The 24,447-nt window shown below is 59.7% G+C and carries 24 protein-coding genes; 15 read left to right on the top strand and 9 right to left on the bottom strand.

Features of this window, described 5'->3' with window-relative positions:
- Positions 1 to 336: 336 nt before the first annotated feature.
- The 3 genes from ACV8MC_RS25275 to ACV8MC_RS25285 form a co-directional block, all read right to left on the bottom strand.
- On the bottom strand, positions 337 to 1,995 hold the full coding sequence (locus ACV8MC_RS25275) for a cation acetate symporter (RefSeq protein WP_016771015.1): 1,659 nt from the start codon (positions 1,993 to 1,995) through the stop codon (positions 337 to 339).
- Positions 1,992 to 2,303, bottom strand: a complete 312-nt coding sequence (locus tag ACV8MC_RS25280) for a DUF485 domain-containing protein (RefSeq protein WP_016771016.1) — start codon at positions 2,301 to 2,303, stop codon at positions 1,992 to 1,994. The genes ACV8MC_RS25275 and ACV8MC_RS25280 overlap by 4 nt, the downstream gene beginning before the upstream one ends.
- Positions 2,304 to 2,543: 240 nt before the next feature.
- A complete protein-coding gene (locus ACV8MC_RS25285) occupies positions 2,544 to 3,395 on the bottom strand; it encodes a glycine betaine ABC transporter substrate-binding protein (protein ID WP_101158684.1) in 852 nt (283 codons plus the stop codon).
- A gap of 297 nt (positions 3,396 to 3,692) precedes the next feature.
- Between ACV8MC_RS25285 and ACV8MC_RS25290 the strand changes: the two genes are divergently transcribed.
- Complete coding sequence (locus tag ACV8MC_RS25290) at positions 3,693 to 5,288, top strand: glycoside hydrolase family 17 protein (RefSeq protein ID WP_457263945.1); 1,596 nt, start codon at positions 3,693 to 3,695, stop codon at positions 5,286 to 5,288.
- A gap of 120 nt (positions 5,289 to 5,408) precedes the next feature.
- Here ACV8MC_RS25290 and ACV8MC_RS25295 read toward each other — a convergent pair whose 3' ends face one another.
- A complete protein-coding gene (locus tag ACV8MC_RS25295; RefSeq protein ID WP_236169683.1) occupies positions 5,409 to 5,777 on the bottom strand; it encodes a hypothetical protein in 369 nt (122 codons plus the stop codon).
- A gap of 224 nt (positions 5,778 to 6,001) precedes the next feature.
- Between ACV8MC_RS25295 and ACV8MC_RS25300 the strand changes: the two genes are divergently transcribed.
- Both ACV8MC_RS25300 and ACV8MC_RS25305 read left to right on the top strand, forming a co-directional pair.
- Positions 6,002 to 7,300 carry a serine/threonine protein kinase gene (locus ACV8MC_RS25300; RefSeq protein WP_258707793.1) on the top strand — a complete coding sequence of 433 codons (1,299 nt, stop codon included), beginning with the start codon at positions 6,002 to 6,004 and terminating at the stop codon, positions 7,298 to 7,300.
- Entirely contained in the window at positions 7,293 to 8,081 is a 789-nt protein-coding gene (locus tag ACV8MC_RS25305; protein ID WP_041479602.1) for an MlaA family lipoprotein, read from the top strand. Before ACV8MC_RS25300 ends, ACV8MC_RS25305 begins: the two co-directional genes overlap by 8 nt.
- Before the next feature lie 127 nt (positions 8,082 to 8,208).
- Here ACV8MC_RS25305 and ACV8MC_RS25310 read toward each other — a convergent pair whose 3' ends face one another.
- Positions 8,209 to 9,123 (bottom strand): DUF808 domain-containing protein, encoded by a 915-nt coding sequence (locus tag ACV8MC_RS25310; RefSeq protein ID WP_310215026.1) that lies wholly within the window; start codon positions 9,121 to 9,123, stop codon positions 8,209 to 8,211.
- A gap of 135 nt (positions 9,124 to 9,258) precedes the next feature.
- On the opposite strand from ACV8MC_RS25310, the gene ACV8MC_RS25315 reads away from it, so the two are divergent.
- Positions 9,259 to 9,867 (top strand): TetR/AcrR family transcriptional regulator, encoded by a 609-nt coding sequence (locus tag ACV8MC_RS25315; RefSeq protein ID WP_041479604.1) that lies wholly within the window; start codon positions 9,259 to 9,261, stop codon positions 9,865 to 9,867.
- Positions 9,868 to 9,995: 128 nt separating this feature from the next.
- Here the strand turns inward: ACV8MC_RS25315 and ACV8MC_RS25320 are convergent, their stop codons facing one another.
- Complete coding sequence (locus ACV8MC_RS25320) at positions 9,996 to 10,454, bottom strand: REP-associated tyrosine transposase (RefSeq protein WP_423522196.1); 459 nt, start codon at positions 10,452 to 10,454, stop codon at positions 9,996 to 9,998.
- 212 nt (positions 10,455 to 10,666) lie between these two features.
- Positions 10,667 to 11,107, bottom strand: a complete 441-nt coding sequence (locus tag ACV8MC_RS25325) for a GlcG/HbpS family heme-binding protein (protein WP_041479606.1) — start codon at positions 11,105 to 11,107, stop codon at positions 10,667 to 10,669.
- 268 nt (positions 11,108 to 11,375) lie between these two features.
- Between ACV8MC_RS25325 and gcl the strand changes: the two genes are divergently transcribed.
- From gcl to ACV8MC_RS25370, 9 genes are all read left to right on the top strand, one after another.
- Positions 11,376 to 13,151 (top strand): glyoxylate carboligase, encoded by a 1,776-nt coding sequence (gcl, locus tag ACV8MC_RS25330; protein WP_042607573.1) that lies wholly within the window; start codon positions 11,376 to 11,378, stop codon positions 13,149 to 13,151.
- Positions 13,152 to 13,329: 178 nt separating this feature from the next.
- On the top strand, positions 13,330 to 14,112 hold the full coding sequence (gene hyi, locus ACV8MC_RS25335; protein ID WP_056783872.1) for a hydroxypyruvate isomerase: 783 nt from the start codon (positions 13,330 to 13,332) through the stop codon (positions 14,110 to 14,112).
- A gap of 162 nt (positions 14,113 to 14,274) precedes the next feature.
- Entirely contained in the window at positions 14,275 to 15,168 is an 894-nt protein-coding gene (locus tag ACV8MC_RS25340) for a 2-hydroxy-3-oxopropionate reductase (protein ID WP_016771028.1), read from the top strand.
- Positions 15,169 to 15,322: 154 nt separating this feature from the next.
- Entirely contained in the window at positions 15,323 to 16,597 is a 1,275-nt protein-coding gene (locus ACV8MC_RS25345) for a glycerate kinase type-2 family protein (protein WP_457263951.1), read from the top strand.
- Positions 16,594 to 18,009 (top strand): pyruvate kinase, encoded by a 1,416-nt coding sequence (gene pyk, locus ACV8MC_RS25350; RefSeq protein WP_457263953.1) that lies wholly within the window; start codon positions 16,594 to 16,596, stop codon positions 18,007 to 18,009. The genes ACV8MC_RS25345 and pyk overlap by 4 nt, the downstream gene beginning before the upstream one ends.
- Positions 18,010 to 18,235: 226 nt before the next feature.
- Positions 18,236 to 19,150 (top strand): urea transporter, encoded by a 915-nt coding sequence (locus tag ACV8MC_RS25355; protein WP_457263955.1) that lies wholly within the window; start codon positions 18,236 to 18,238, stop codon positions 19,148 to 19,150.
- A gap of 21 nt (positions 19,151 to 19,171) precedes the next feature.
- On the top strand, positions 19,172 to 19,996 hold the full coding sequence (locus tag ACV8MC_RS25360; protein ID WP_041479613.1) for an ion transporter: 825 nt from the start codon (positions 19,172 to 19,174) through the stop codon (positions 19,994 to 19,996).
- Between the two features lie 103 nt (positions 19,997 to 20,099).
- Entirely contained in the window at positions 20,100 to 21,098 is a 999-nt protein-coding gene (locus ACV8MC_RS25365) for a sulfate ABC transporter substrate-binding protein (RefSeq protein ID WP_056783861.1), read from the top strand.
- Between the two features lie 167 nt (positions 21,099 to 21,265).
- Positions 21,266 to 22,465 (top strand): MFS transporter, encoded by a 1,200-nt coding sequence (locus ACV8MC_RS25370; RefSeq protein WP_457263958.1) that lies wholly within the window; start codon positions 21,266 to 21,268, stop codon positions 22,463 to 22,465.
- A 113-nt stretch (positions 22,466 to 22,578) separates the two neighbouring features.
- On the opposite strand, the gene ACV8MC_RS25375 is transcribed toward ACV8MC_RS25370, so the two are convergent.
- Together ACV8MC_RS25375 and ACV8MC_RS25380 are read right to left on the bottom strand one after the other, a co-directional pair.
- Complete coding sequence (locus ACV8MC_RS25375) at positions 22,579 to 22,983, bottom strand: type II toxin-antitoxin system HicB family antitoxin (RefSeq protein ID WP_457263959.1); 405 nt, start codon at positions 22,981 to 22,983, stop codon at positions 22,579 to 22,581.
- Positions 22,983 to 23,195, bottom strand: coding sequence for a type II toxin-antitoxin system HicA family toxin (locus ACV8MC_RS25380; protein ID WP_095180735.1), 213 nt, complete (start codon positions 23,193 to 23,195; stop codon positions 22,983 to 22,985). Before ACV8MC_RS25380 ends, ACV8MC_RS25375 begins: the two co-directional genes overlap by 1 nt.
- 183 nt (positions 23,196 to 23,378) lie before the next feature.
- On the opposite strand from ACV8MC_RS25380, the gene ACV8MC_RS25385 reads away from it, so the two are divergent.
- Together ACV8MC_RS25385 and ACV8MC_RS25390 are read left to right on the top strand one after the other, a co-directional pair.
- Positions 23,379 to 23,846: a helix-turn-helix domain-containing protein gene (locus ACV8MC_RS25385; protein WP_150636770.1), complete on the top strand. Its 468-nt coding sequence runs from the start codon at positions 23,379 to 23,381 to the stop codon at positions 23,844 to 23,846.
- Positions 23,843 to 24,418, top strand: coding sequence for a PIN domain-containing protein (locus ACV8MC_RS25390; RefSeq protein WP_457263962.1), 576 nt, complete (start codon positions 23,843 to 23,845; stop codon positions 24,416 to 24,418). The genes ACV8MC_RS25385 and ACV8MC_RS25390 overlap by 4 nt, the downstream gene beginning before the upstream one ends.
- Positions 24,419 to 24,447 lie beyond the last annotated feature (29 nt).

Genomic DNA, 24,447 nt, shown 5'->3' on the forward strand with positions numbered 1-24,447 from the left:
GGAGGGATTGATCCGGGCGTGGGAGCGCAGCGACCGTCTGGCGCAGCCAGACACAGCGGAAGGAGGTGCAGCGAAGCAAACCGGAGCCGCTGCGCCCGGATCGATCCCGCAGCGAAGGAACCCGAGCCTGCGAGGGCCGAACGCAGGAGCTAGCGTTTTTTGCTTACTTTTTTTGGCGCTTGTAAAAAAGTAAGTCGCCGTAAGGGCGAAACCGCCAGCCGCAGCACTGCAAAAAACGGATATACACACCAAACCAACCAATAACCGCCCACAAAAAAACGCCCCAATCTCTCAATCAGGGCGTTTTCTTGCAGCTTGCAGCTTACAACTGATCTCTTAGTGCGAAACCGCCCCACTCGCCCCCAACCCGGTCTGCGAACGCACAAACTGCGGGAAGAACAGCGCCCGCTCGTTATCCGCAGCCGCCGACTTGTCGGTAATCGAGAAGAACCAGATCCCAATGAACGCAATCATCATCGAGAACAGCGCCGGATATTCGTAAGGGAAGATCGCCTTCTCGTGATGCAGAATCTGCACCCAGATGGTTGGGCCGAGGATCATCAGACCAACAGCACTGACAAGACCCAGCCAGCCACCAATCATCGCGCCGCGAGTGGTCAGCTTCTTCCAGTACATCGAAAGCAGCAGCACAGGGAAGTTGCAGCTCGCCGCGATGGAGAACGCCAGGCCGACCATGAACGCAATATTCTGGCTTTCGAACAGAATGCCCAGACCAATCGCCAGCACCGCCAGGGCGATGGTGGTGATCTTCGACACGCGAATCTCATCTTTCTCGTTGGCCTTGCCCTTCTTGATCACACTGGCGTACAGGTCGTGAGAAACCGCCGAAGCACCAGCCAGAGTCAGACCGGCTACCACAGCCAGAATGGTTGCAAACGCCACTGCCGAGATGAAGCCTAGGAAGATGCTGCCGCCCACCGCGTTGGCCAGGTGCACCGCCGCCATGTTGTTGCCGCCGAGCAAGGCGCCCGCTGCATCTTTAAAGGCCGGGTTGGTGCTGACGAGCAGGATCGCGCCGAAGCCGATGATGAAGGTCAGGATGTAGAAGTAGCCAATGAAACCGGTAGCGTACAGCACGCTCTTGCGCGCTTCTTTTGCGTCACTCACGGTGAAGAAGCGCATCAGAATGTGCGGCAGGCCAGCGGTGCCGAACATCAGCGCCAGACCCAGCGAGAATGCCGAGATCGGATCCTTCACCAGACCGCCGGGGCTCATGATCGCTTCGCCCTTGGCGTGAACCTTGATCGCTTCGGAGAACAGTGTGTTGAAGTCGAAGCCCACATGCTTCATCACCATCAGCGCCATGAACGAGGCACCGGACAGCAACAACACTGCCTTGATGATCTGCACCCAAGTGGTCGCAAGCATGCCGCCGAACAGCACGTACATGCACATCAGCACGCCGACCAGGATCACCGCAACGTGGTAATCGAGGCCGAACAGCAGCTGGATCAGCTTGCCGGCACCGACCATTTGCGCGATCAGGTAGAACGCCACCACCACCAGCGAACCGCAGGCGGACAGGGTGCGAATCTGGGTTTGCCCGAGGCGGTAGGACGCCACGTCGGCAAAGGTGTATTTACCCAGGTTGCGCAGGCGTTCGGCGATCAGGAACAGAATGATCGGCCAGCCCACGAGGAAGCCGATCGAGTAGATCAGGCCGTCGTAGCCGGAGGTGAACACCAGCGCGGAGATCCCCAGGAAGGACGCCGCCGACATGTAGTCGCCAGCGATCGCCAGGCCGTTCTGGAAACCGGTGATCTTGCCGCCCGCCGCGTAGTAGTCGGCGGCCGAATTGTTTTTCTTCGAAGCCCAGTAGGTGATGTACAACGTCGCGCCGACGAAGGCCACGAACATCAGGATCGCCGGGATGTTCAGCGGCTGTTTGGCCACCTCCCCCGTCAATGCGTCAGCCGCCCAGACACTCGGCGCGAAAGCCGCAACACTCAATAAAGCCAGTAGACGCCGGATCATTGCTGAGCCTCCTTGAGAATCGCATTGTTCAGGTCGTCGAACTCGCCATTGGCGCGGCGCACGTAGATGCCGGTCAGGACGAAGGCTGAAATGATCAGACCGACACCGATCGGGATGCCCCAGGTGATCGAGGATTCAGGACTGAGTTTCGCCCCGAGCACGTGCGGCCCGTATGCGATCAGCAGGATGAATGCGGAGTAGAGCCCAAGCATGATTGCCGAGAGAATCCAGGCGAATCGTTCCCGTTTCTGAACCAGCTCCTTGAATCGGGGACTGTTTTGAATCGAGAGGTAAATGCTGTCGTTCATTGTTTTTATCCTCGCAGCACAAATTATTGTTGGAACGTAGCTAATGTATGCGGCTGCGAGAGAGGTTCCAGACGACCTTAGTAGTAGATGGCCATGATGTTTTTGCCATTTTCCGGTACACAGAAAAAAACTGTGGGAGCGAGCCTGCTCGCGAAGGCGTCGTATCAGTCGATATTGCATCAACTGACAGATTGCATTCGCGAGCAGGCTCGCTCCCACAGGGGTGTGGCGGTGTTTAAATTACTTGGTCCAGTCAGCTACACGTTCCGGGTGTTTGGCCACCCAGTCCTTGGCCGCTGCATCAGGCTTGGCACCGTCCTGAATCGCCAGCATGACCTCGCCGATTTCGTCTTTCGAGGCCCACTGGAAGTTTTTCAGGAATTTGGCCACTTCCGGCGCCTTGGCGTCCAGGCCTTTGCTGCCGATGCTGTTCACGGTTTCAGCCTGGCCATACACGCCTTTCGGGTCGTCGAGGAAGCGCAGTTTCCACTTGGCGAACATCCAGTGCGGCACCCAACCGGTGACGGCGATGGATTCGTTCTTCTTCTCGGCGCGGGTCAGCTCGGCAATCATGCCGGCGCCGGAACTGGCCTTGAGGCTGTATTTGTCCAGGCCGTAATCCTTGATCGCCTGATCGGTCTTGAGCATTACGCCTGAACCGGCGTCGATGCCAACAATGCGGTTTTTGAAGGTGTCGTCGGTTTTCAGGTCTTCGATCGATTTGGCTTTGACGTACTCCGGCACGATCAGGCCGATCTTCGCGTCCTTGAAGTTCGGGCCGTAATCGACGACCTGATCCTTGTTTTTCGTCCAGTAGTCACCGTGGGTCACGGGCAGCCAGGCCGAGAGCATCGCATCGAGTTTGCCGGTGGCCACGCCCTGCCACATGATCCCGGTGGCGACAGCTTGCAGCTTCACGTCATAACCGAGCTTCTGTTTGATCACTTCGGCCGCCACGTGGGTGGTCGCGACGCTGTCGGACCAGCCGTCAACGTAACCGATGTTCAGGGTCTGTTTTTCAGCGTTGGCGAAAGTGGAACTCATCGCAAGCGCCAAAGCGGCACCTGCGCCTAAAAGTCGTCGCATCTTCATCGTTTACTTCCCCGAAATGCTGCGCCCGACGGATGCCGGGCATCGTCAACGTATTGTTATGGTGCACAGCGCCCCCATCACGCCGGACCTCACACACCGAACATCAGCCGATTTTTCAAAAAGGGTACTGATGGTTTGATCATCAACCTCAAGCGGCCGGCGACCTGCTCTGTCAGCGACCTCAAGGCAGCGAGAAACGACATCAGAAAGCCATTAATCAAGCGAGATTAATTGACGCCAGACAATCCGCCCGAACTTTGCATGGACAACGCCTGCAAGCCACCAGCCCTTCTATAAATGCAGGTAACATGCGTCGCTTTGCAGCCACTCGGCCTGACCATGTCCGCAACGTACCGATTTCCTTTTCTGCCTTATCTGTTCGCCTGCCTGCTCGGGCTCCTGGCCCTTAGCGGTTTCTGGTATGGCCTCGGCCAACCGGTGATCCTGCCGGACGCCGCGACGCCGACGCACAAGTTGCAATGCGCCTCCTACACACCGTTCGACAAAGACCAATCGCCGTTCGACGTGCCGTTCAAATTGCGCCCCGAGCGCATGGATGCCGACCTCGCGCTGCTGGCGACGCGCTTTGAATGCATCCGCACCTACTCGATGACCGGCCTCGACGCCCTGCCCGATCTGGCGCGCAAGCACGGTCTGAAGTTGATGATCGGCGCCTGGGTCAATAGCAACCCCGTCGATACCGAGCAGGAAGTCGACCTGCTGATCAAATCGGCCAATGCCAACCCCGACGTGGTCACCGCCGTAATCGTCGGCAACGAAGCGCTGCTGCGCAAAGAGGTCACTGGCGCGCAACTGGCCCGGCTGATCAACAAGGTAAAAAGCCAGGTCAAGCAACCGGTGACTTACGCCGATGTTTGGGAATTCTGGCTCAAGCACCCGGAAGTCGCGCCGGCTGTGGATTTTCTGACCATCCACTTGCTGCCGTACTGGGAAGACGATCCGTCGAATATCGACGTGGCGCTGCGGCATGTGGCGGATGTGCGTCAGGTGTTCGGCAACAAGTTCGCGCCCAAGGACGTGATGATCGGCGAAACCGGTTGGCCCAGCGAAGGCCGCCAGCGCGAAACCGCCGTGCCGAGCCGGGTCAACGAGGCGAAATTCATTCGTGGATTCGTGGCGATGGCCGAGCAGGAGGGCTGGCGCTACAACCTGATCGAAGCCTTTGATCAACCGTGGAAGCGCGGCAGTGAAGGCGCGGTCGGCGGCTACTGGGGGCTGTTCGATGCGGATCGACAGGACAAAGGCGTGCTCGCCGGACCGGTGAGCAATGTGCCGTACTGGAAAGAATGGCTGGCAGTCGGTGCTTTGATTTTCCTCGGCACGCTGATCCTTGGTGGACGCGTGCGCACCACTCGTTCGGCGTTGCTGCTACCGCTGCTGGGCGCGGTCGCAGCGTGCTCGATTGGCGCCTGGGGCGATCTGGCTCGATTGACCACACGGTTTGCCGGTGAATGGCTGTGGGTCGGCTTGCTGACCGGGTTGAATCTGTTGGTGCTCGCGCATGCCGCGCTGACGTTGAGCGCAGGCAGCGGTTGGCGCGCGCGAGCCTTCGATTTGCTCGAGCGTCGCGCCGGCTGGCTGATCGCGGCGGCCGGTTTTGCCGCGGCGGTGATGATGCTGGAAATGGTCTTCGACCCGCGCTATCGCAGTTTCGCCAGCATGGCGTTCGTGCTGCCGGCGCTGGTCTACCTGTGCCGCCCGGTGAGCGTGCCGCGTCGGGAGGTTGCTCTGCTGACCTTTATCGTCGGCGCGGGGATTGCACCGCAGTTGTATCAGGAAGGGATGCTGAATCAGCAGGCGTGGGGCTGGGCGCTGGTGAGTGGATTGATGGTGGTGGCGTTGTGGCGATGCCTGCGGGTTCGCAAGGCCTGATTTCAGCGCCTTCGAAATCGCCATCGCTGGCAAGCCAGCTCCCACAGGATTTCTGCTGCACGCAAATGTTGTGTTTACCTCAATCCCTGTGGGAGCGGGCTTGCCCGCGATGACTGACTGTCACGCGCTGCGGGACTCGCGGACCAGGCGCAACCCGGCAATCACCACCGCAAATACCGCTAATGTGGTGTTGTACAACGCCAGCGCCGGCAGGCCGAACACCAGCGCCAGCACCGCCAGCCACCACCCTGCCCGTCCCGGCAATACAAACGCCAATACCGCCGCGCCCACCGCCGCCCAGCCCAGCACCTTGAAATGAATCATCAGCCCGAGGTTCGACCGCACCACGCATTCCCAACGGCCGGCCTCGTCGACACAGATGCCCACCCACTGCCCGTCTTCCATGAAGCCATAGCGCGCGGCATAACTGCCGGCCAGCCACAGCGGCAACAAAACGAGCAGCACAATAACGGGCAAGCGGCGGGACATGGAGCACTCCAATCTGCGGAAATCGGCGGCCAGCTTAATCTGCCGACCGGCATTCGCAAGCACTAACAACTGTTAACTGTTCAGCAAGCCCTTGCAACGTGTATCGTCCAGCTACTATTACCCCGAATTCCGCCTGTTTGGTGCCGCGGCATGGCACTTTGGCGCACGGCTGGTGGTCATAGCCTGCGAACTTCAATCGGCACCTTCCTCTAAGGGATCTAGTCATGCTCCGTTCCTTGCGCTTCGCCGCGCTGTTCAGCGGCCTTATCTTGAGTGCGTCCGCGCTGGCGGTGGATATCGACGCCGCCAGCTATGGCTACCCGCTGACCAACCCGTTCGAGGCGACGATCGCCACGACACCACCGGATCTGCGTCCGGAGCTGCCGCTGGACGACGACATCAATCAATCGGACCGCAGCCTCACCCTGCGCCCGGAGCGTGAATTCCAACTGCCGGACAATTTCTGGGCAGTGAAGAAACTCACTTACCGCATCGCCACGCAGGACAAACCGGCGCCGCTTATCTTCCTGATTGCCGGCACCGGCGCGCGCTTTGACAGCACGCTCAACGAATACCTGAAAAAGCTGTATTACAAGGCCGGCTACCACGTCGTGCAGTTGTCGTCGCCGACGAGCTTCGACTTCATCAGCGCTGCCTCGCGTTTCGCCACGCCGGGCGTGACCAAGGAAGACGCCGAAGACATGTATCGGGTGATGCAGGCCGTGCGGGCGCAGAACCCGAAGCTGCCGGTCACCGAGTATTACCTGACCGGCTACAGCCTCGGCGCCCTCGATGCCGCGTTCGTCGCGCATCTGGACGAAACGCGCCGCAGCTTCAACTTCAAGAAAGTCCTGCTGCTCAACCCGCCGGTCAACCTATACACCTCGGTGACCAACCTCGACAAGCTGGTACAAACCGAGGTCAAGGGCATCAACAACAGCACCACGTTCTACGAACTGGTACTGACCAAGCTGACCCGCTACTTCCAGCAGAAAGGCTACATCGACCTCAACGATGCGCTGCTGTACGACTTCCAGCAGTCCAAACAGCACCTGACCAACGAACAGATGGCCATGCTCATCGGCACGTCGTTCCGCTTTTCGGCAGCCGACATTGCCTACACCTCGGACCTGGTCAACCGTCGCGGCCTGATCACCCCGCCGAAATTCCCGATCACCGAAGGCACCAGCCTCACGCCGTTCCTCAAGCGTGCGCTGCAATGCGATTTCGACTGCTACATCACCGAGCAGGTTATTCCGATGTGGCGCGCACGCACCGACGGCGGCAGCCTGCTGCAACTGATCGATCAGGTCAGCCTGTATGCGCTCAAGGACTACCTGCACGACAGCCCGAAAATCGCCGTCATGCACAACGCCGACGACGTCATCCTCGGCCCTGGCGACCTGGGCTTCCTGCGTAAAACCTTCGGTGATCGCCTGACCGTTTATCCACTGGGCGGCCACTGCGGCAACCTTAACTACCGCGTCAACAGCGACGCCATGCTGGAGTTCTTCCGTGGCTAAATATCTCCTGCTGATTGCAGCGTTCCTCTGTGCAGGCGTGGCCCAGGCCGACAACAGTAAAGCCGATGCACCGGTGGTGGTCGACAGCGATGGCTTCAAACAGCCGCTGACCAAACTCAAGTTCAACCCGGGCCTGGACCAGCGCGAGTTCGAACGTTCGACGCTCAACGCGCTGAACGTCTATGACCCGCTGGAATCGTGGAATCGCCGGGTCTATCACTTCAACTACCGCTTCGACCAGTGGGTGTTCTTGCCAGTGGTCGATGGCTATCGCTACATCACCCCAAGCTTCGTGCGTACCGGGGTGAGCAACTTCTTCAACAACATTGGCGACGTGCCGAACCTGGTCAACAGCCTGCTGCAGTTCAAGGGCCAGCGCTCGATGGAAACCACTGCGCGCCTGCTGCTCAACACCACGATCGGCATCGCCGGTCTGTGGGATCCGGCAACCGCCATGGGCCTGCCGCGCCAGAACGAGGACTTCGGGCAGACTCTGGGCTTCTATGGCGTACCGGGCGGCGCCTACTTCGTACTGCCGATCTTCGGCCCGTCGAACATCCGCGACACCGCAGGTCTGGCCGTGGATTACACCGCCGACACCGCGATCAACTTCCTCAACGTCGCGGAAGTCAGCTCCAACCACCCGGAAGTCTGGGCCTTGCGTGCGATCGACAAGCGCTACCAGACCAGCTTCCGCTACGGCCAGATGAACTCGCCGTTCGAGTACGAGAAAGTGCGGTACGTCTACACCGAAGCGCGCAAGTTGCAGATCGCCGAGTAAATCGGCTGGCGCAAAACACTGTGGGAGCGAGCCTGCTCGCGAACGCGGAGTTTCAGTCAACATCGATATTGACTGAACTACCGCATTCGCAAGCAGGCTCGCTCCCACATTTGTTATGTGTTGCTGACTAACCCTTCAGCGCTTTCCAGAGCTTGCCTACGACCGAAACCACCGCCAACACCACAGCACCGGCAATAATCCCCGCAACACCATTGAGCAGCATCGGTACGGCAAACCCGGCACTGCCCGCCGCTGCGCCGACACCTTCGATCCAGTGATGCAGCACCGGCACGCCATGGGTCAGGATGCCGCCGCCGACCAGGAACATCGCTGCCGTGCCAACCACCGACAGGGTTTTCATCATGTACGGCGCGGCGCTGAGAATGCCGCCGCCGATCTTTTTCGCCATCTGCCCGGGCTTCTGCGTCAGCCACAGCCCCAGGTCGTCGAGCTTGACGATGCCCGCCACCAAACCGTAAACGCCCACGGTCATGACAATGGCTATGCCGGACATGACGACCACTTGCTGGGTCAGCGAGGCATCTGCCACGGTGCCGAGGGTGATCGCAATGATTTCTGCCGAGAGAATGAAGTCAGTGCGGATCGCGCCTTTGATCTTGTCCTTTTCGTACGCCACCAGATCGGTCGCCGGATCGGCCACTGCTTCGGTCAACTGTGCGTGTTCTGCCTCGTCTTCCTCTTTGCTGTGCAGAAACTTGTGCGCGAGCTTTTCAAAACCCTCGAAACACAGGTACGCGCCGCCGACCATCAACAGCGGCGTCACCAGCCAAGGCACAAAGGCGCTGATTGCCAGCGCCGACGGCACGAGGATCAGTTTGTTGACGAACGAGCCCTTGGCCACCGCCCACACCACGGGAATTTCCCGCTCGGCGCGCACGCCCGAAACCTGCTGGGCATTGAGCGCCAGATCATCACCGAGCACCCCGGCGGTCTTCTTCGCGGCCATCTTGGTCATCAACGCAACGTCATCCAGAACGGTGGCGATGTCATCGATCAGCACCAGCAAACTGCTTCCTGCCATGAATCCTGTTTCCTTCTGTGTATGAATGTTGCCAAGCATAACGCGACCGCCGGCCACAGGCTGCATTGTTGAGCGCCGCTCAAGGCCGGTGCTACCATGCGCCACCGCCAGAACAGGCAAGGAACCACCGGGTTTATGAGCACAATCCGCGAGCGTAACAAAGAACTGATCCTGCGCGCCGCCAGCGAAGAGTTTGCCGACAAGGGCTTCGCGGCGACCAAAACCAGCGACATCGCCGCCAAGGCGGGATTGCCCAAGCCCAACGTCTACTACTACTTCAAATCCAAGGAAAACCTCTATCGCGAGGTGCTGGAAAGCATCATCGAGCCGATTCTGCAGGCCTCGACCCCGTTCAACCCGGACGGCGTACCGAGCGAAGTGCTGAGCGGCTACATCCGCTCGAAGATCCGCATCTCCCGCGACCTGCCCTACGCCTCCAAGGTGTTCGCCAGCGAAATCATGCACGGCGCCCCGCACCTGAGCGCTGACCTGGTAGAGCAGCTCAACGCCCAGGCCAAACACAACATCGCCTGCATCCAGAGCTGGATCGACCGCGGCCAGATCGCCCCGATCGACCCCAACCACCTGATGTTCAGCATCTGGGCCGCGACCCAGACCTACGCCGACTTCGACTGGCAGATTTCCGCGGTGACCGGGAAAGACAAGCTTGATGAAGCCGATTATGAAGCGGCGGCGCAGACGATTATCCGGTTGGTGTTGAAGGGGTGTGAGCCGGATCGGTGAGATCGGGGGAACCGCTTCGCGAGCAGGCTCGCTCCCACAGGGGTTGTGGTGTCCAGACATTTTGTGTCCAACCCAGATCCACTGTGGGAGCGAGCCTGCTCGCGAATAGCTGCACCGCAGACCTCAACTCATAACCAGATCGAATCCCACAACGGATAGTCGCCAAGGCTTTTGACCAGCCCTGCCCGCAATGGGTTGGCAATGACATACCGAGCCATCTTCACCAGATTCTCCTCTTTACGCAGTGCCCGGTCATGGAAGCCAGGTTGCCAAAGGCTGGACTTTCTACCGGTCGAAAGCTTTACCGATTTAGTGCTGAGGGATTTAGTTCGCTGCATCAATTCGCCGAGCGAGCCACTCTTCAATTCAATCAGCCAGTGAAAATGATCTGGCATTACGACCCAAGCCAGAGAATTGGCCAATCCCGTTTCCTCAGCTGCCCGAAATTGGTTTACAAGCAATCTGCCGAGGAAGAAATCGCTGAATACAGGTTCTCTCCCGGCGGTATTGGCGGTCAGAAGGTAAATGCGGTTGTGTTCTGAATAGCGTCCGATGCGCAAGCGATGTGAAGCAGATAAACCCGGCATTCCGTTGCCTTCTCATATGTTGATCATGAGAAGGCTAGCCGTGGAGATGGCGAAGAGAGCGTCAGACTTTTAGCAAGATGTGTAGCGCAGATCGTATTCGCGAGCAGGCTCGCTCCCACAGTGGGCTTCAGGTGTTCAGACATTTTGTGTCCAACCCTGATCCAATGGGGGAGCGAGCCTGCTCGCGAAAGCGGTTATTCAGACACTGACATTCAACCAACCACCCCGCCATCCGCCCTCAAATCCAGCGCTTCCACCGCTCTGATCGCCACCTGCTCATCCACATCCGACAAATCCCCACTGATCCCGATCGCGCCTAGCACTTCACCCGCCTGATTTCGAATCAACACCCCACCCGGTGCCGGCACTACGCTGCCCTGCCCCATGCTGTTCAACGAAGAAAAAAACGCCGGGCGTTGCTGGGCGTCCTGGGCGAGCAGGCGTGAGCCTTTGCCCAGGGCGATGGCGCCCCAGGCTTTGCCGATGGCGATGTCCGGGCGCAGCAGGCTGGCGCCGTCTTCGCGTTGCAGGGCGATCAGGTGGCCGCCGTTATCGAGTACCGCGATGGTCAGAGGTGCGGCGTTGATGCCGCGTCCTGCGTTGATGGCTTCGCTGACCAGGTTGACTGCGACTTTCAAGGTTAAAGCGCTCATGGTGCCGTCCTCATTTTGTTATAGGGAAAGTCGTGGGACCGCGCGTTTGTGACGCAGTCCGATGCCACAAATAGAACACAATGAATTATTTTTTTGTATACAATAATTCTCGAAAAGCGCCACATGCGACGAAAAGCCACAGCACATCGGGCTTCCGACGAATGAAACAGGCGCTTGAGAAAATGGATTGACCTGCGCCGTCCGCCGTGAATACACTCTGCGCAAAGCCACTTGTATACAATTACAAAACGTAAAGAGGCACAAAACCATGAGCAAAATGAGAGCAATCGAAGCCGCCGTTCTGGTGATGCGCCGTGAAGGGGTTGATACCGCTTTTGGCATCCCGGGCGCAGCGATCAACCCGCTGTACTCCGCCTTGCAGAAGGTCGGTGGCATCGATCACGTCCTTGCTCGCCACGTTGAAGGCGCCTCGCACATGGCCGAGGGCTACACCCGCACCAAGGCCGGCAATATCGGCGTGTGCATCGGCACGTCCGGCCCGGCCGGCACCGATATGGTCACCGGGCTCTACAGCGCCTCGGCTGACTCGATTCCAATCCTCTGCATTACCGGTCAGGCACCCCGCGCCCGTATGCACAAGGAAGACTTCCAGGCTGTCGACATCACCAGCATCGTCAAGCCAGTGACCAAGTGGGCGACCACCGTTCTCGAACCGGGCCAGGTGCCTTATGCGTTTCAGAAAGCCTTCTATGAAATGCGCTCCGGCCGTCCAGGCCCGGTGCTGATCGACCTGCCGTTCGACGTGCAGATGGCCGAGATCGAATTCGACATCGACGCTTACCAACCGCTGCCACTGGCCAAACCGACCGCGACCCGCGTGCAGGTCGAGAAGGCTCTGGCGCTGCTGGATCAGGCCGAGCGTCCATTGCTGGTCGCCGGTGGTGGCATCATCAACGCCGATGCCAGTGATCTGCTGGTGGAGTTCGCCGAGCTGACCGGCATCCCGGTCATCCCGACCCTGATGGGCTGGGGCACCATCCCTGACGATCACCCGCTGATGGTCGGCATGGTCGGCCTGCAGACTTCGCACCGTTACGGCAACGCGACGATGCTCAAATCCGACGTGGTGCTGGGCATTGGTAACCGTTGGGCCAACCGTCACACCGGTTCGGTTGACGTGTACACCGAAGGTCGCAAGTTCATCCACGTCGACATCGAAGGCACGCAGATCGGCCGCGTGTTCACCCCGGATCTGGGCATCGTTTCCGACGCCGCTGCCGCGCTGACCGTGTTCATCGAAGTGGCCCGTGAATGGCAAGCCGCCGGCAAGCTGAAAAACCGCAGTGCCTGGCTGCAGGATTGCCAGCAGCGCAAGGCCAGCCTGCATCGCAAGACCCACTTCGACAACGTGCCGGTCAAACCGCAGCGCGTTTATGAAGAAATGAACCAGGTGTTCGGCAAGGACACCTGCTACGTCAGCACCATTGGTCTGTCGCAGATTGCCGGCGCGCAGTTCCTGCACGTCTACAAACCGCGTCACTGGATCAACTGTGGTCAGGCCGGCCCGTTGGGCTGGACCATTCCGGCGGCGCTGGGCGTGGTGAAGGCCGATCCGAACCGCAAAGTCGTGGCCCTGTCGGGGGACTATGATTTCCAGTTCATGATCGAAGAACTGGCGGTCGGCGCTCAGTTCAAACTGCCGTACATCCACGTCGTGGTGAACAACTCGTACCTGGGTCTGATCCGTCAGGCCCAGCGCGGGTTCGAAATGGACTACTGCGTGCAGCTGTCCTTCGATAACCTCAATGCGCCGGAACTCAACGGTTACGGGGTTGACCACATCGCAGTCGCCGAAGGCCTCGGCTGCAAGGCACTGCGTGTGTTCGAACCGTCGGAAATCGCCCCTGCCCTGCGCAAGGCCGAACAGATGATCGAAGAGTTCAAGGTGCCGGTGATCGTCGAGATCATTCTGGAGCGTGTGACCAACATCTCCATGGGTACCGAGATCAACGCGGTCAACGAGTTCGAAGACCTGGCACTGGTCGGCAACGATGCGCCGACGGCGATTTCGTTGCTCGATTGATTGCTTTTAGCCCCCTCTCCCTCTGGGAGAGGGCTGGGGTGAGGGAAAGGTTTTGCGGTGTTCGCACAATCGGGATCTGACTCAGGATTCCCCCTCACCCTAACCCTCTCCCCAAGGAGAGGGGACTGATCGCGTTCAGTCTGACCTACCGTGCCTCATCAGTTTTTAGGAGACCACCATGCCGCGTTTCGCAGCCAACCTGTCCATGCTGTTCACCGAACAGGATTTCCTTGCCCGTTTCGACGCCGCCGCCAAGGCCGGTTTCAGTGGGGTGGAATACCTGTTCCCGTACGACTTCAGCTCGGCTGAAATCAAGGCAAAACTCGAGGCCAACGGGCTGACCCAAGTGCTGTTCAACCTGCCGGCCGGTGACTGGGCCAAGGGCGAGCGTGGCATCGCTTGCCTGCCGGATCGGGTCGAAGAGTTCCGCGCCGGGGTCGATCTGGCGATCGCTTACGCACAAGTGCTGGGCAACACCCAGGTCAACTGCCTGGCCGGTATCCGCCCGCAAGGCGTTGACGATGCCACTGTGGAAAAGACCTTCGTTGCCAACCTCAAATACGCCGCCGACAAGCTGCAAGCGGTGGGCATCAAACTGGTGATGGAAGCGATCAACACCCGCGACATTCCAGGTTTCTACCTGAACAACACGGCGCAGGCCCTGTCGATTCGCGAGCAGGTCGGCAGCGCCAATCTGTTCCTGCAATACGACATCTATCACATGCAAATCATGGAAGGCGATCTGGCCCGCACCCTGCAATCGCACCTGGGCGAGATCAACCACGTGCAACTCGCGGACAACCCGGGGCGCAACGAGCCGGGCACTGGTGAGATCAACTACCGCTTCCTGTTCGAACACCTTGATCGCATCGGTTATCAGGGTTGGGTCGGTTGCGAATACAAACCGCTGACCACCACCGAAGCGGGCCTGGGTTGGTTGAAATCACACAACGCAATCTAAGAAACACAGCAAATCCCCTGTGGGAGCGAGCCTGCTCGCGAATGCGGTGGTTCAGTCAACACGGATATTGAATGTTCCACCGCATTCGCGAGCAGGCTCGCTCCCACATGAAAAGCAGCTCCCCTATTTGCTTGAGCACGAAAAAAACAAGAGGATTTTCTCATGGCTAAAATCGGATTCATCGGCACCGGCATCATGGGCCACCCAATGGCGGCGAACCTGCAGAAAGCCGGTCACAGCCTGTTCCTGTCGCAACACCACGACGCGGCCCCGGCCGATCTGGTCGCCGCTGGCGCCGTCGCCCTGGCCAACCCGCGCGAAGTGGCGCAGGAAGCCGAATTCATCATCGTCATGGTTCCGGATACCCCGCAGGTCGATGACGTGCTGTTCCGCGCCGACGGCGTCGCGGCCGGTATCGGCAAGGGCAAAGTCGTGATCGACATGAGCTCGATTTCGCCGACCGCCACCAAAGCCTTCGCCGCCAAAATCAACGAGAAAGGCGCGCAGTACCTCGACGCTCCGGTTTCCGGCGGTGAAGTCGGCGCCAAGGCCGCAACCCTGAGCATCATGGTCGGTGGCGACGCCGATGCCTTCGAACGCGCCCTGCCGCTGTTCCAGGCCATGGGCAAGAACATCACCCTGGTTGGTGGCAATGGCGACGGCCAGACCGCCAAAGTGGCGAACCAGATCATCGTCGCGCTGAACATCCAGGCCGTAGCCGAAGCCCTGCTGTTCGCCTCGAAAAACGGTGCCGATCCGGCCAAGGTGCGTGAAGCGCTGATGGGCGGTTTCGCTTCTTCGAAGATCCTCGAAGTGCACGGCGAGCGCATGATCAAAGGTACCTTCGACCCGGGCTTCCGCATCAGCCTGCACCAGAAGGACCTGAACCTGGCCCTTCAAGGCGCCAAGGAACTGAACATCAACCTGCCGAACACCGCCAATGCCCAGCAGGTATTCAGCACCTGCGCGGCCATCGGCGGCAGCAACTGGGACCACTCGGCGCTGATCAAGGGCCTGGAGCACATGGCCAATTTCTCGATTCGCGACAATAAATAAAGCCTGCACAAAACCCTGTGGGAGCGAGCCTGCTCGCGAAAGCGGCTTCACATTCAACATCCATGTTGGCTGACATACCGCGTTCGCGAGCAGGCTCGCTCCCACAAGGGACCTGAGTCGCCCTTTCGAATAACAAGAATTCCGGGAGCCCGCCATGTCGGTCGATCCGCAACAACTGCTGCGCGAGCTGTTTGCCACAGCCATCGACGCGGCCCATCCGAACCAAGTCCTCGAAGCCCATTTGCCTGCCGATCGCACGGGTCGGGTTATCGTCATCGGTGCCGGCAAAGCCGCTGCCGCCATGGCGCAAGTGGTCGAGCGCTGCTGGGAGGGTGAAGTCACCGGTCTGGTGGTGACCCGCTACGGTCACGGCGCCCCGTGCGAAAAAATCGAAGTGGTCGAAGCCGCGCACCCGGTGCCGGACGCCGCCGGTCTGGCCGTGGCCAAACGTGTGCTGGAACTGGTCAGCAACCTGACTGAAGACGACCGCGTGATCTTCCTGCTCTCCGGCGGCGGCTCTGCCTTGCTCGCCCTGCCGGCCGAAGGCATCACCCTCGCTGACAAGCAGTCGATCAACAAAGCCCTGCTCAAATCCGGTGCGACCATCGGCGAGATGAACTGCGTGCGCAAGCACCTCTCGGCGATCAAGGGCGGCCGCCTCGGCAAGGCCTGCTGGCCGGCGACGGTTTACACCTACGCGATTTCCGATGTGCCGGGCGACCTCGCCACCGTCATTGCCTCCGGCCCGACCGTGGCCGACCCGAGCACTTCGGCCGAAGCACTGGCGATCATCAAGCGCTACGGCATCGACATTCCCGCCTCCGTGCGCACCTGGCTGCAAAGTCCGGAATCGGAAACCGTCAAACCCGGCGACCCGTCCCTGGCGCGCAGCCACTTCCAGTTGATCGCCCGCCCGCAGCAATCGCTGGACGCGGCGGCGGTGAAGTGCCGTCAGGCCGGTTTCAGCACCTTGATTCTCGGCGATCTCGAAGGCGAATCCCGCGAAGTGGCGAAAGTCCACGCCGGCATCGCCCGACAGATCATCAATCACGGCCAGCCACTGGCGACGCCGTGCGTGATTCTTTCTGGCGGTGAGACCACGGTAACCGTGCGCGGCAATGGCCGTGGCGGGCGTAACGCCGAATTCCTCCTCAGCCTGACCGACAGCCTCAAGGGCCAGCCCGGCGTCTACGCGCTGGCCGGCGACACCGATGGCATCGACGGCTCGGAAGACAACGCCGGCGCAATCATGACTCCGGACAGCTACGCCCGCGCCGCCGCACTGGGTCTGAGCGCCAGCGACGAGCTGGATAACAACAACGGCTATGGCTACTTCCAGGCGCTCGATGCGCTGATCGTCACCGAGCCGACCCGCACTAACGTCAACGACTTCCGCGCCATTCTGATCCTTGAGAACTGCAAATCATGACGCCTGATAAAAAGGTCAAAATCCTCGCCACCCTCGGCCCTGCGGTCGACGGTATCGACGACATCCGCGAGCTGGTCGAAGCCGGGGTCAACATCTTCCGCCTGAACTTCAGCCACGGCGATCACGCCGACCACGCCAAGCGCTATCAATGGATCCGCGAAGTCGAGCGCCAGCTCAACTATCCGCTGGGCATTCTGATGGACCTGCAAGGGCCGAAACTGCGTTTGGGCAAGTTCGCTGACGGCAAGGTGCAGTTGCATCGCGGTCAGGCGTTCCGCTTGGATCTCGATGCGACACCGGGCGATGAGCGCCGGGTCAACCTGCCGCATCCGGAAATCATTGCCGCGCTGGAAGCGGGCATGGACCTGCTGCTCGACGACGGCAAGCTGCGTCTGCGCGTGGTCACCAAGTACAACGATGCAATCGACACCAGCGTGCTCAACGGCGGCGAACTGTCTGATCGCAAAGGTGTGAACGTGCCGCAAGCGGTGCTCGACCTGAGCCCGCTGACCGCCAAGGATCGCCGCGATCTGAGCTTCGGCCTGGAATTGGGTGTGGACTGGGTCGCGCTGTCGTTCGTACAGCGCCCGCAGGACATTGTCGAAGCCCGCGCATTGATCGGCGACAAGGCGTTTCTGATGGCGAAAATCGAGAAGCCTTCGGCGGTCGAGCAATTGCGTGAGATTGCTGAGTTGAGCGACGCGATCATGGTCGCGCGCGGCGATCTTGGTGTGGAAGTGCCGGCGGAGAGCGTGCCGCAGATTCAGAAAAACATCATCACCACCTGCCGCGCGCTGGGCAAACCGGTGGTGGTGGCGACGCAGATGCTCGAGTCAATGCGCTTCTCCCCTGCCCCAACCCGTGCCGAGGTGACTGACGTCGCCAACGCCGTGGCCGAAGGCGCCGATGCGGTGATGCTCTCGGCGGAGACCGCGTCCGGCGAATACCCGCTGGAAGCCGTGCAGATGATGAGCAAGATCATCCGTCAAGTTGAGAACGGCCCGGATTATCAGACCCAGCTTGACGTCAGCCGACCGAAAGCCGAGGCGACGGTTTCCGATGCGATCAGCTGTGCGATCCGCCGGATCAGCAACGTGCTGCCGGTGGCGGTGCTGGTCAATTACAGCGAGTCCGGCGCCTCGACGTTGCGCGCATCGCGCGAGCGGCCAAAAGCGCCGATCCTCAATCTGACGCCGAACCTGCAAACGGCGCGGCGCTTGAGCGTGGCGTGGGGCATTCATTCGGTAGTCAACGATCGCCTGCGTCAGGTCGACGAAGTCTGCTCGACGGCACTGGAGATTGCTCAGGCGCAAGGCATGGCCGAGCGTGGCGATACGCTGCTGATCACCGCTGGCGTGCCGTTCGGGCAGCCGGGGTCGACCAATTCGCTGCGCATCGAGACGTTGATTTAACCCACCCTAAAAGTGGGTGCATAACCTTGTGGCGAGGGGATTTATCCCCGTTGGGCTGCGAAGCGGCCCCCCATCGGAGAATGCGGTTTCTCTGTGGAAACCGTCACACCCTCAAAAGCGACGACTGCTGCGCAGCCGAACGGGGCGGTGCGACGTTTCGCTAAATCCCCTCGCCACAGGGACTTGCAAGACCTTTTGATGTTCCAACTGCCCAGATTTTCTCAACATGCCTGCCAATCATTTCAACACCCACTGCCCCGACTGGGCCGAGGCTTTGCTCAACGGTTTCAGTCAGATTTTCTTCCAGCGCCATCCGCTGTGCGGCCTGCTGTGTCTGTTGGCGATCCTGCTGACCGCGCCGGTGCTGTTCGCCGGGGCGCTGCTCGGTGGCGTTGCCGGTCTGCTCACCGCGCAGCGGCGCAACTACGCCAAGGCCGATCGCCAGGCCGGGTTGTTCAGCTACAACGGCGTGCTGCTCGGCCTGCTGCTGAGCCTGTATTTCCCTTGGTCGCCACTGCTGCCGCCGTTGATTCTTGCAGCCGGTGGCTTGAGCGCGATGCTTACTCAGCAATGGCTCAAACACGTGTACCGCAGTCGCGCCATACCGGCGTATACCTCGCCGTTCGTGGCGCTCAGTTGGGTGCTGCTGATGTTCGCCGAGCCGTCCGCGCCGGCGGCATCGGTCGACCTGAACACGACAAATCTGCTGGCCGCTGAACTGCGCGGATTCGGCCAGGTGATGTTTCTCGACCATCCATTGGCCGGGGCGTTGATCGCCAGCGGTTTGCTGCTCGCCGATCGCCGCGCTTTCTGCTGGGCGCTGCTGGCGTCGGCGATCGGCCTCGGCTCGAGTCTGCTGCACCACGAAACGTCCGCCGCACTGCTCGGGCTCGGTGGCTACAACGCTGTACTCGCCGCCCTCGCCTTCAGCGCTCAGCGACAAAATCCGTGGCTGCCGCTGCTCGCCATTGTCCTGGCCTTGCTGGTGACGCCGCTGTTTGCCGCCCTCGGGCTGGCCACGCTGACCGCGCCGTTCATCCTCGCCTGCTGGTTGATCCGGGCTGGCATTCAAATGCTTGGCAAAGCTTCGCTCGCGCATGAGTCTTGCGCTCACGGGGAGAATCACCCTAGGCTGCGCTGATCTTCGATTCAGGCGTTATCCATGGACAGCAGCAACAATTGGCGCGAACGGCTTTACGTCATGATTTTCCAGAGCGACACCCCGGCCGGGCGTCGCTTCGACGGCATCCTGCTGTTGATCATCCTCGCCAGTCTGGTGATCGTGATGCTCGACAGTATCGACAGCATCCACCGTAATTACGCCGACGTTCTGGCCTATATCGAGTGGGGCTTCACGGCGATCTTCCTCGGCGAATACATCCTGCGTCTGTACTGCTCGCCCAAGCCGCTGCGCTATGCCTTCAGCTTTTATGGCCTGGTGGATCTGCTGGCGATCGTGCCGGGCATCCTCGCCCTGTATTACAGCGATGCGCAGTATCTGCTGATCATCCGCATCATTCGGATGCTGCGGATTTTCCGTGTGCTCAAGCTCAGCCCGTATCTCAAGCAAGCCAACTATCTGATGTCGGCGCTGCGTGGCAGCAAGCAGAAAATCGTCGTGTTTCTGGTCAGCGTGTGCACGCTGGTGACAGTGTTCGGCACGCTGATGTACGTGATCGAAGGCCCGGAACATGGCTTCACCAGCATTCCCAAAGGCATCTATTGGGCAATCGTGACGTTGACCACTGTGGGCTTCGGCGACATCGTGCCGAAGACGCCGCTGGGCCAGGTGATTTCCTCGCTGGTGATGATCACCGGTTACTCGATCATCGCCGTACCCACGGGGATTTTTACCGCAGAACTGGCCAATGCCATGCGCGGCGAACAGCTGCAACATGACTGCCCGGGCTGTCAGAAAAAGAGCCATGAACAGAGCGCAGCGTTCTGTTCCCGCTGCGGCAGTCAGCTGTTCAAGAAAGTGGAATAAGCACAGAGCTTTTTAATCTTTAAGCGACTATGCGAGGCCCGCTATAGTCGCTGGCAAATCGCCTCATTTTTGACACGACACCCCACAGAACAAGGAATGCGCAGTGAAAAAACTCTTTGGCGCCTCACTTCTCGCCGCCGGCCTGGCCTTGGCCAACATCGCTCAGGCAGCACCGACGCTGCTCAACGTTTCCTACGACGTGATGCGCGATTTCTACAAGGACTACAACACTGCGTTCCAGAAGCACTGGCAAGCCGAGCACAACGAAAACATCACCGTGCAGATGTCCTTCGGCGGCTCGAGCAAGCAGGCGCGTTCGGTGATCGACGGCCTGCCGGCTGACGTCATCACCATGAACATGGCCACCGACATCAATGCCCTCGCCGACAACGGCAAACTGGTCCCGGACAACTGGGTCACGCGCCTGCCGAACAACAGCGCACCGTTCACCTCGGCGACGGTGTTCATCGTCCGCAAGGGCAACCCGAAAGCTTTGAAAGACTGGCCGGATCTGCTCAAGGACGGCGTACAGGTGATCGTACCGAACCCGAAAACTTCAGGTAATGGCCGCTACACCTACCTGTCAGCCTGGGGCTACGTGCTGAAAAACGGTGGTGACGAGAACAAGGCCAAGGACTTCGTCGGCAAGCTGTTCAAGCAGGCGCCGGTGCTCGACACCGGTGGCCGCGCCGCCACCACCACGTTCATGACCAACCAGATCGGCGACGTGCTGGTGACCTTCGAAAACGAAGCGGAAATGATCGCTCGCGAGTTCGGTCGCGATCAGTTCGAAGTCATCTACCCGACCGTCTCCGCGGAAGCCGAGCCACCGGTTTCGGTGGTCGATAAAGTCGTCGACAAGAAAGGCTCGCGCGCTGCGGCTGACGAGTATCTGAAATACCTGTGGTCGCCGGAAGGACAGGAAATTGCGGCGGCCAACTACCTGCGCCCGCGTGACCCGGCGGTGCTGGCGAAGTACACCGACCGTTTCCCGAAAGTCGACTTCCTTTCGGTGGAGAAGACCTTTGGTGACTGGCGCACGGTGCAGAAAACCCACTTCAATGATGGTGGCGTGTTTGATCAGATTTACAGCGGGCAGTAAGGCTTGATCTGAAAAAATCAAAAGGCGACCCACCGGGTCGCCTTTTTGTTGCGTGGCAATACCGGTCATTACACTGCGTAATAACAGTTATCATCCGAAAACGTCTTCTGCCAGTCCACGTTGTCCATTAGCCTCAGCGCTTTCCTGTGCCCGACCCGAGATCCCCTATGACCACCACTCCTCACGCAATGACCCGAGGCATGGTCCTGCTGTTCGCGTTCTGCTGCGGCGCCATTGTTGCCAACATCTACTACGCACAGCCGATCATCGGCCTGATCGCGCCGGACATCGGCCTCTCCGACACCATGGCCAGTTTCATCGTTTCGCTGACCCAGATCGGTTACGCGTTGGGCCTGTTTTTTCTGGTGCCGCTGGGGGATCTGCTGGAGAACCGTCGGCTGATGATCACCACCACGGTTGTGGCGATCGCCAGTCTGCTTGGCGCCGCGTTCACTGAACAGCCGAACGTATTTCTGCTGATCTCACTGCTGGTCGGGTTCAGCTCGGTGTCGGTGCAGATCCTGATTCCGCTGGCCGCGCATCTGGCGCCGGAAGAGTCCCGTGGTCGCGTGGTGGGCGGGATCATGGGCGGTTTGCTGCTGGGTATTCTGTTGGCGCGGCCGGTGTCGAGTGTGGTCGCCGATCACCTCGGCTGGCGCGCCATGTTCATGATCGCCGCGGCGTTGATGGCGGCAATCAGCGTGGTGCTGGCACTGACCGTGCCCAAGCGCCAGCCAGATCACAGCGCTACTTATGGCCAATTGATCGGCTCGCTGTGGACGCTGCTGCGCCAGCAACCGGTGCTGCGTCAGCGGGCGTTTTATCAGGGCTGCATGTTCGCCACGTTCAGCCTGTTCTGGACCGCCGTGCCGCTGGAGCTGGCACGCAACCATGGCCTGTCGCAAAGCGAAATTGCGATCTTCGCTCTGGTGGGCGCGATCGGTGCCATCGCCGCGCCAATCAGCGGCCGCCTCGCTGATGCCGGCCACACACGCATCGCCTCGCTGCTGGCCATGCTGTTCGCCAGCCTGAGCTTCCTGCCCGCCTTCATTCACCCGGCCTACAGCGTCATCGGCCTGGCCGTGACCGGCGTGGTGCTGGACTTCTGCGTGCAGATGAACATGGTCCTCGGCCAACGCGCGGTGTACTCGCTGGACGCGAAAAGTCGTGGCCGTTTGAACGCGCTGTACATGACCAGCATCTTCATCGGCGGCGCGTTCGGCTCGTCGGTGGCCAGCGCGGTGTACGAGCATGGCGGCTGGTTGTGGATCGTGATTGTCGGCAGCGTGTTTCCGTTGTTGGCGTTGGTGCGGTTTTTGAGTGCATCGCAAAACGCTGCGCTGGCGCAGCGAAAAGTCGCGTCCTGACGCGATGTCATAGTGGGAGCGAGCCTGCTCGCGAAGGCCGGTGTGTCAGCCATAGATCAGTGCCTGACCTGACGCCTTCGCGAGCAGGCTCGCTCCCACAATTGCGCAGACCCTCAATACCGAACCAGTTTCTCCATCGCCGCATCCGCCAGAAACGAGGAGCGGCTTTTGACGTTGTGCTCGCGTACATAGCGATCAATACGCTGAATCACATAGCCGGGCAGCGTAACGTTGACCTTTTCGGTCTTGCCAAGGTACGGCGAGATATCCAGCTCCAGCATGCCCCAGCCCATCTCGGCAAAATCCGGATGATTGCGATGCGCCGCTGCCGAGGTCGGCATCGGAATCGCCTGACCGGCCGCCGCGATCTCCTGCAGCATGAGGTGAGCCACTTCCACGGCCGCGTTGTAGGCCTCCTCAAAGCTTTCCCCGGCCGTGACTGCGCCGGGAATATCGGGGATCTGAATGCCGATGGCAGTGTTCTCGTCACCCCACTCGATGCAGATGGGATATTGCATTACGGATCTCCTTCATGACGGGTTGGCGGGCTGAATAACCCCGCGCGCCGCCGAATGCTTTTGACTGTCCCCAACGGTAAATCCTTTTTCGGATGCGGGACGGCAATCGTGTCCGGGTTGTAACGATGAGTGAAGATGTAATGACTGCCCGCAACCCGATCCAGCGTCCAGCCCGCCTCCTCCAGCTCCTTCATCAATAGCCTGCTCTGCACCAACCGCCTCCTTGGCCTGGCCCATTAAAAATAACTCTAGAGTTATCTTTACTCAAGCACAGAATGGGGCGGGGTGACGGTTGGTTGTTTTACAAAGTATTCCTGCACCAGTTTCGTTTATTGCGAATTTCGTTTGATTCGAATAACGTCCGCGGATCTTCCTTACAATGCTGGAACAGTCTTATGACCACTGCTACTCCATCTGCCATCAATCTGCCTGTCGAACGAGAGGTCAAAGCCGCGATTGAAGGCCAGCGCGCCCTGACCGCATTTCTCGCAAGCGGTTTTGAAACTCAGCGAATCCAGATTTTTGATGAACAGAACGAAGCCCACAGCGTCGAGCTGCCAACATCGGCGTTGCGCTTGCTGAGCGATATCCTCGCGGCGCTGGCGCAGGGCAACGCTGTGAAGGTGGTACCGATCCACGCGGAGCTGACCACGCAGGAAGCTGCCGATCTGCTCAACGTCTCACGTCCGCACATGATCAAACTGCTGGAGAGCGGTGAGGTTTCCTACCACAAAACAGGCAAGCACCGACGTGTGCGTTTTGCTGATCTGATGGAATATAAAACCCGGCGAGACACCGCCAGCGAGCAGGCAATGATGCTTCTCGCGGAGCAGGCACAGGCGCTAAGGACAGGATACGAGTGAGGCATTCCTCTTTCACTGCTGTATACGATGCATGCGTTTTATATCCGGCCCCTTTAAGAGATTTCCTGATGTGGCTCGCGTTGTCAGGGCTGTATCGGGCTCGCTGGACTCAGGAAATACACCACGAATGGAAGCGTAACTTATTGAAGAACAGGTCCGACCTGACCCTCGAACAACTCGATCGCACATCGCAATTGATGGACCTGGCCATTCCAGACGCGTGTATCGATGGCTATGAAGACTTGGTGTCAGGCCTTACACTGCCTGCTGAGAACGACCGCTATGTTCTAGCGGCCGCAATCCGATGCGGTGCCGATGTAATAGTGACGTTCAACCTGAAAGATTTCCCCACCCGTCACCTCGCGCCATACGGCATTGAAGCTCAGCACCCGGATGAGTTTGTGGAAAACCTTTTCCATCTTGATTCGGCTGCCGTCGTCGCTGCGGCTCAAAGTCAGCGACGGCAATTGAAAACGCCCAATGTGGAGGTGGACAAATATCTTGGCTTTCTCCAACGGCAAGGATTGGTCGAGTCGGTAAAGGCGTTAGGTAACTATCGTGCGATTCTCTGAAAATCAGACGCAAAAAAAACGGCGATCCC

The organism is Pseudomonas sp. PK-RTE-24, assembly GCF_054052265.1.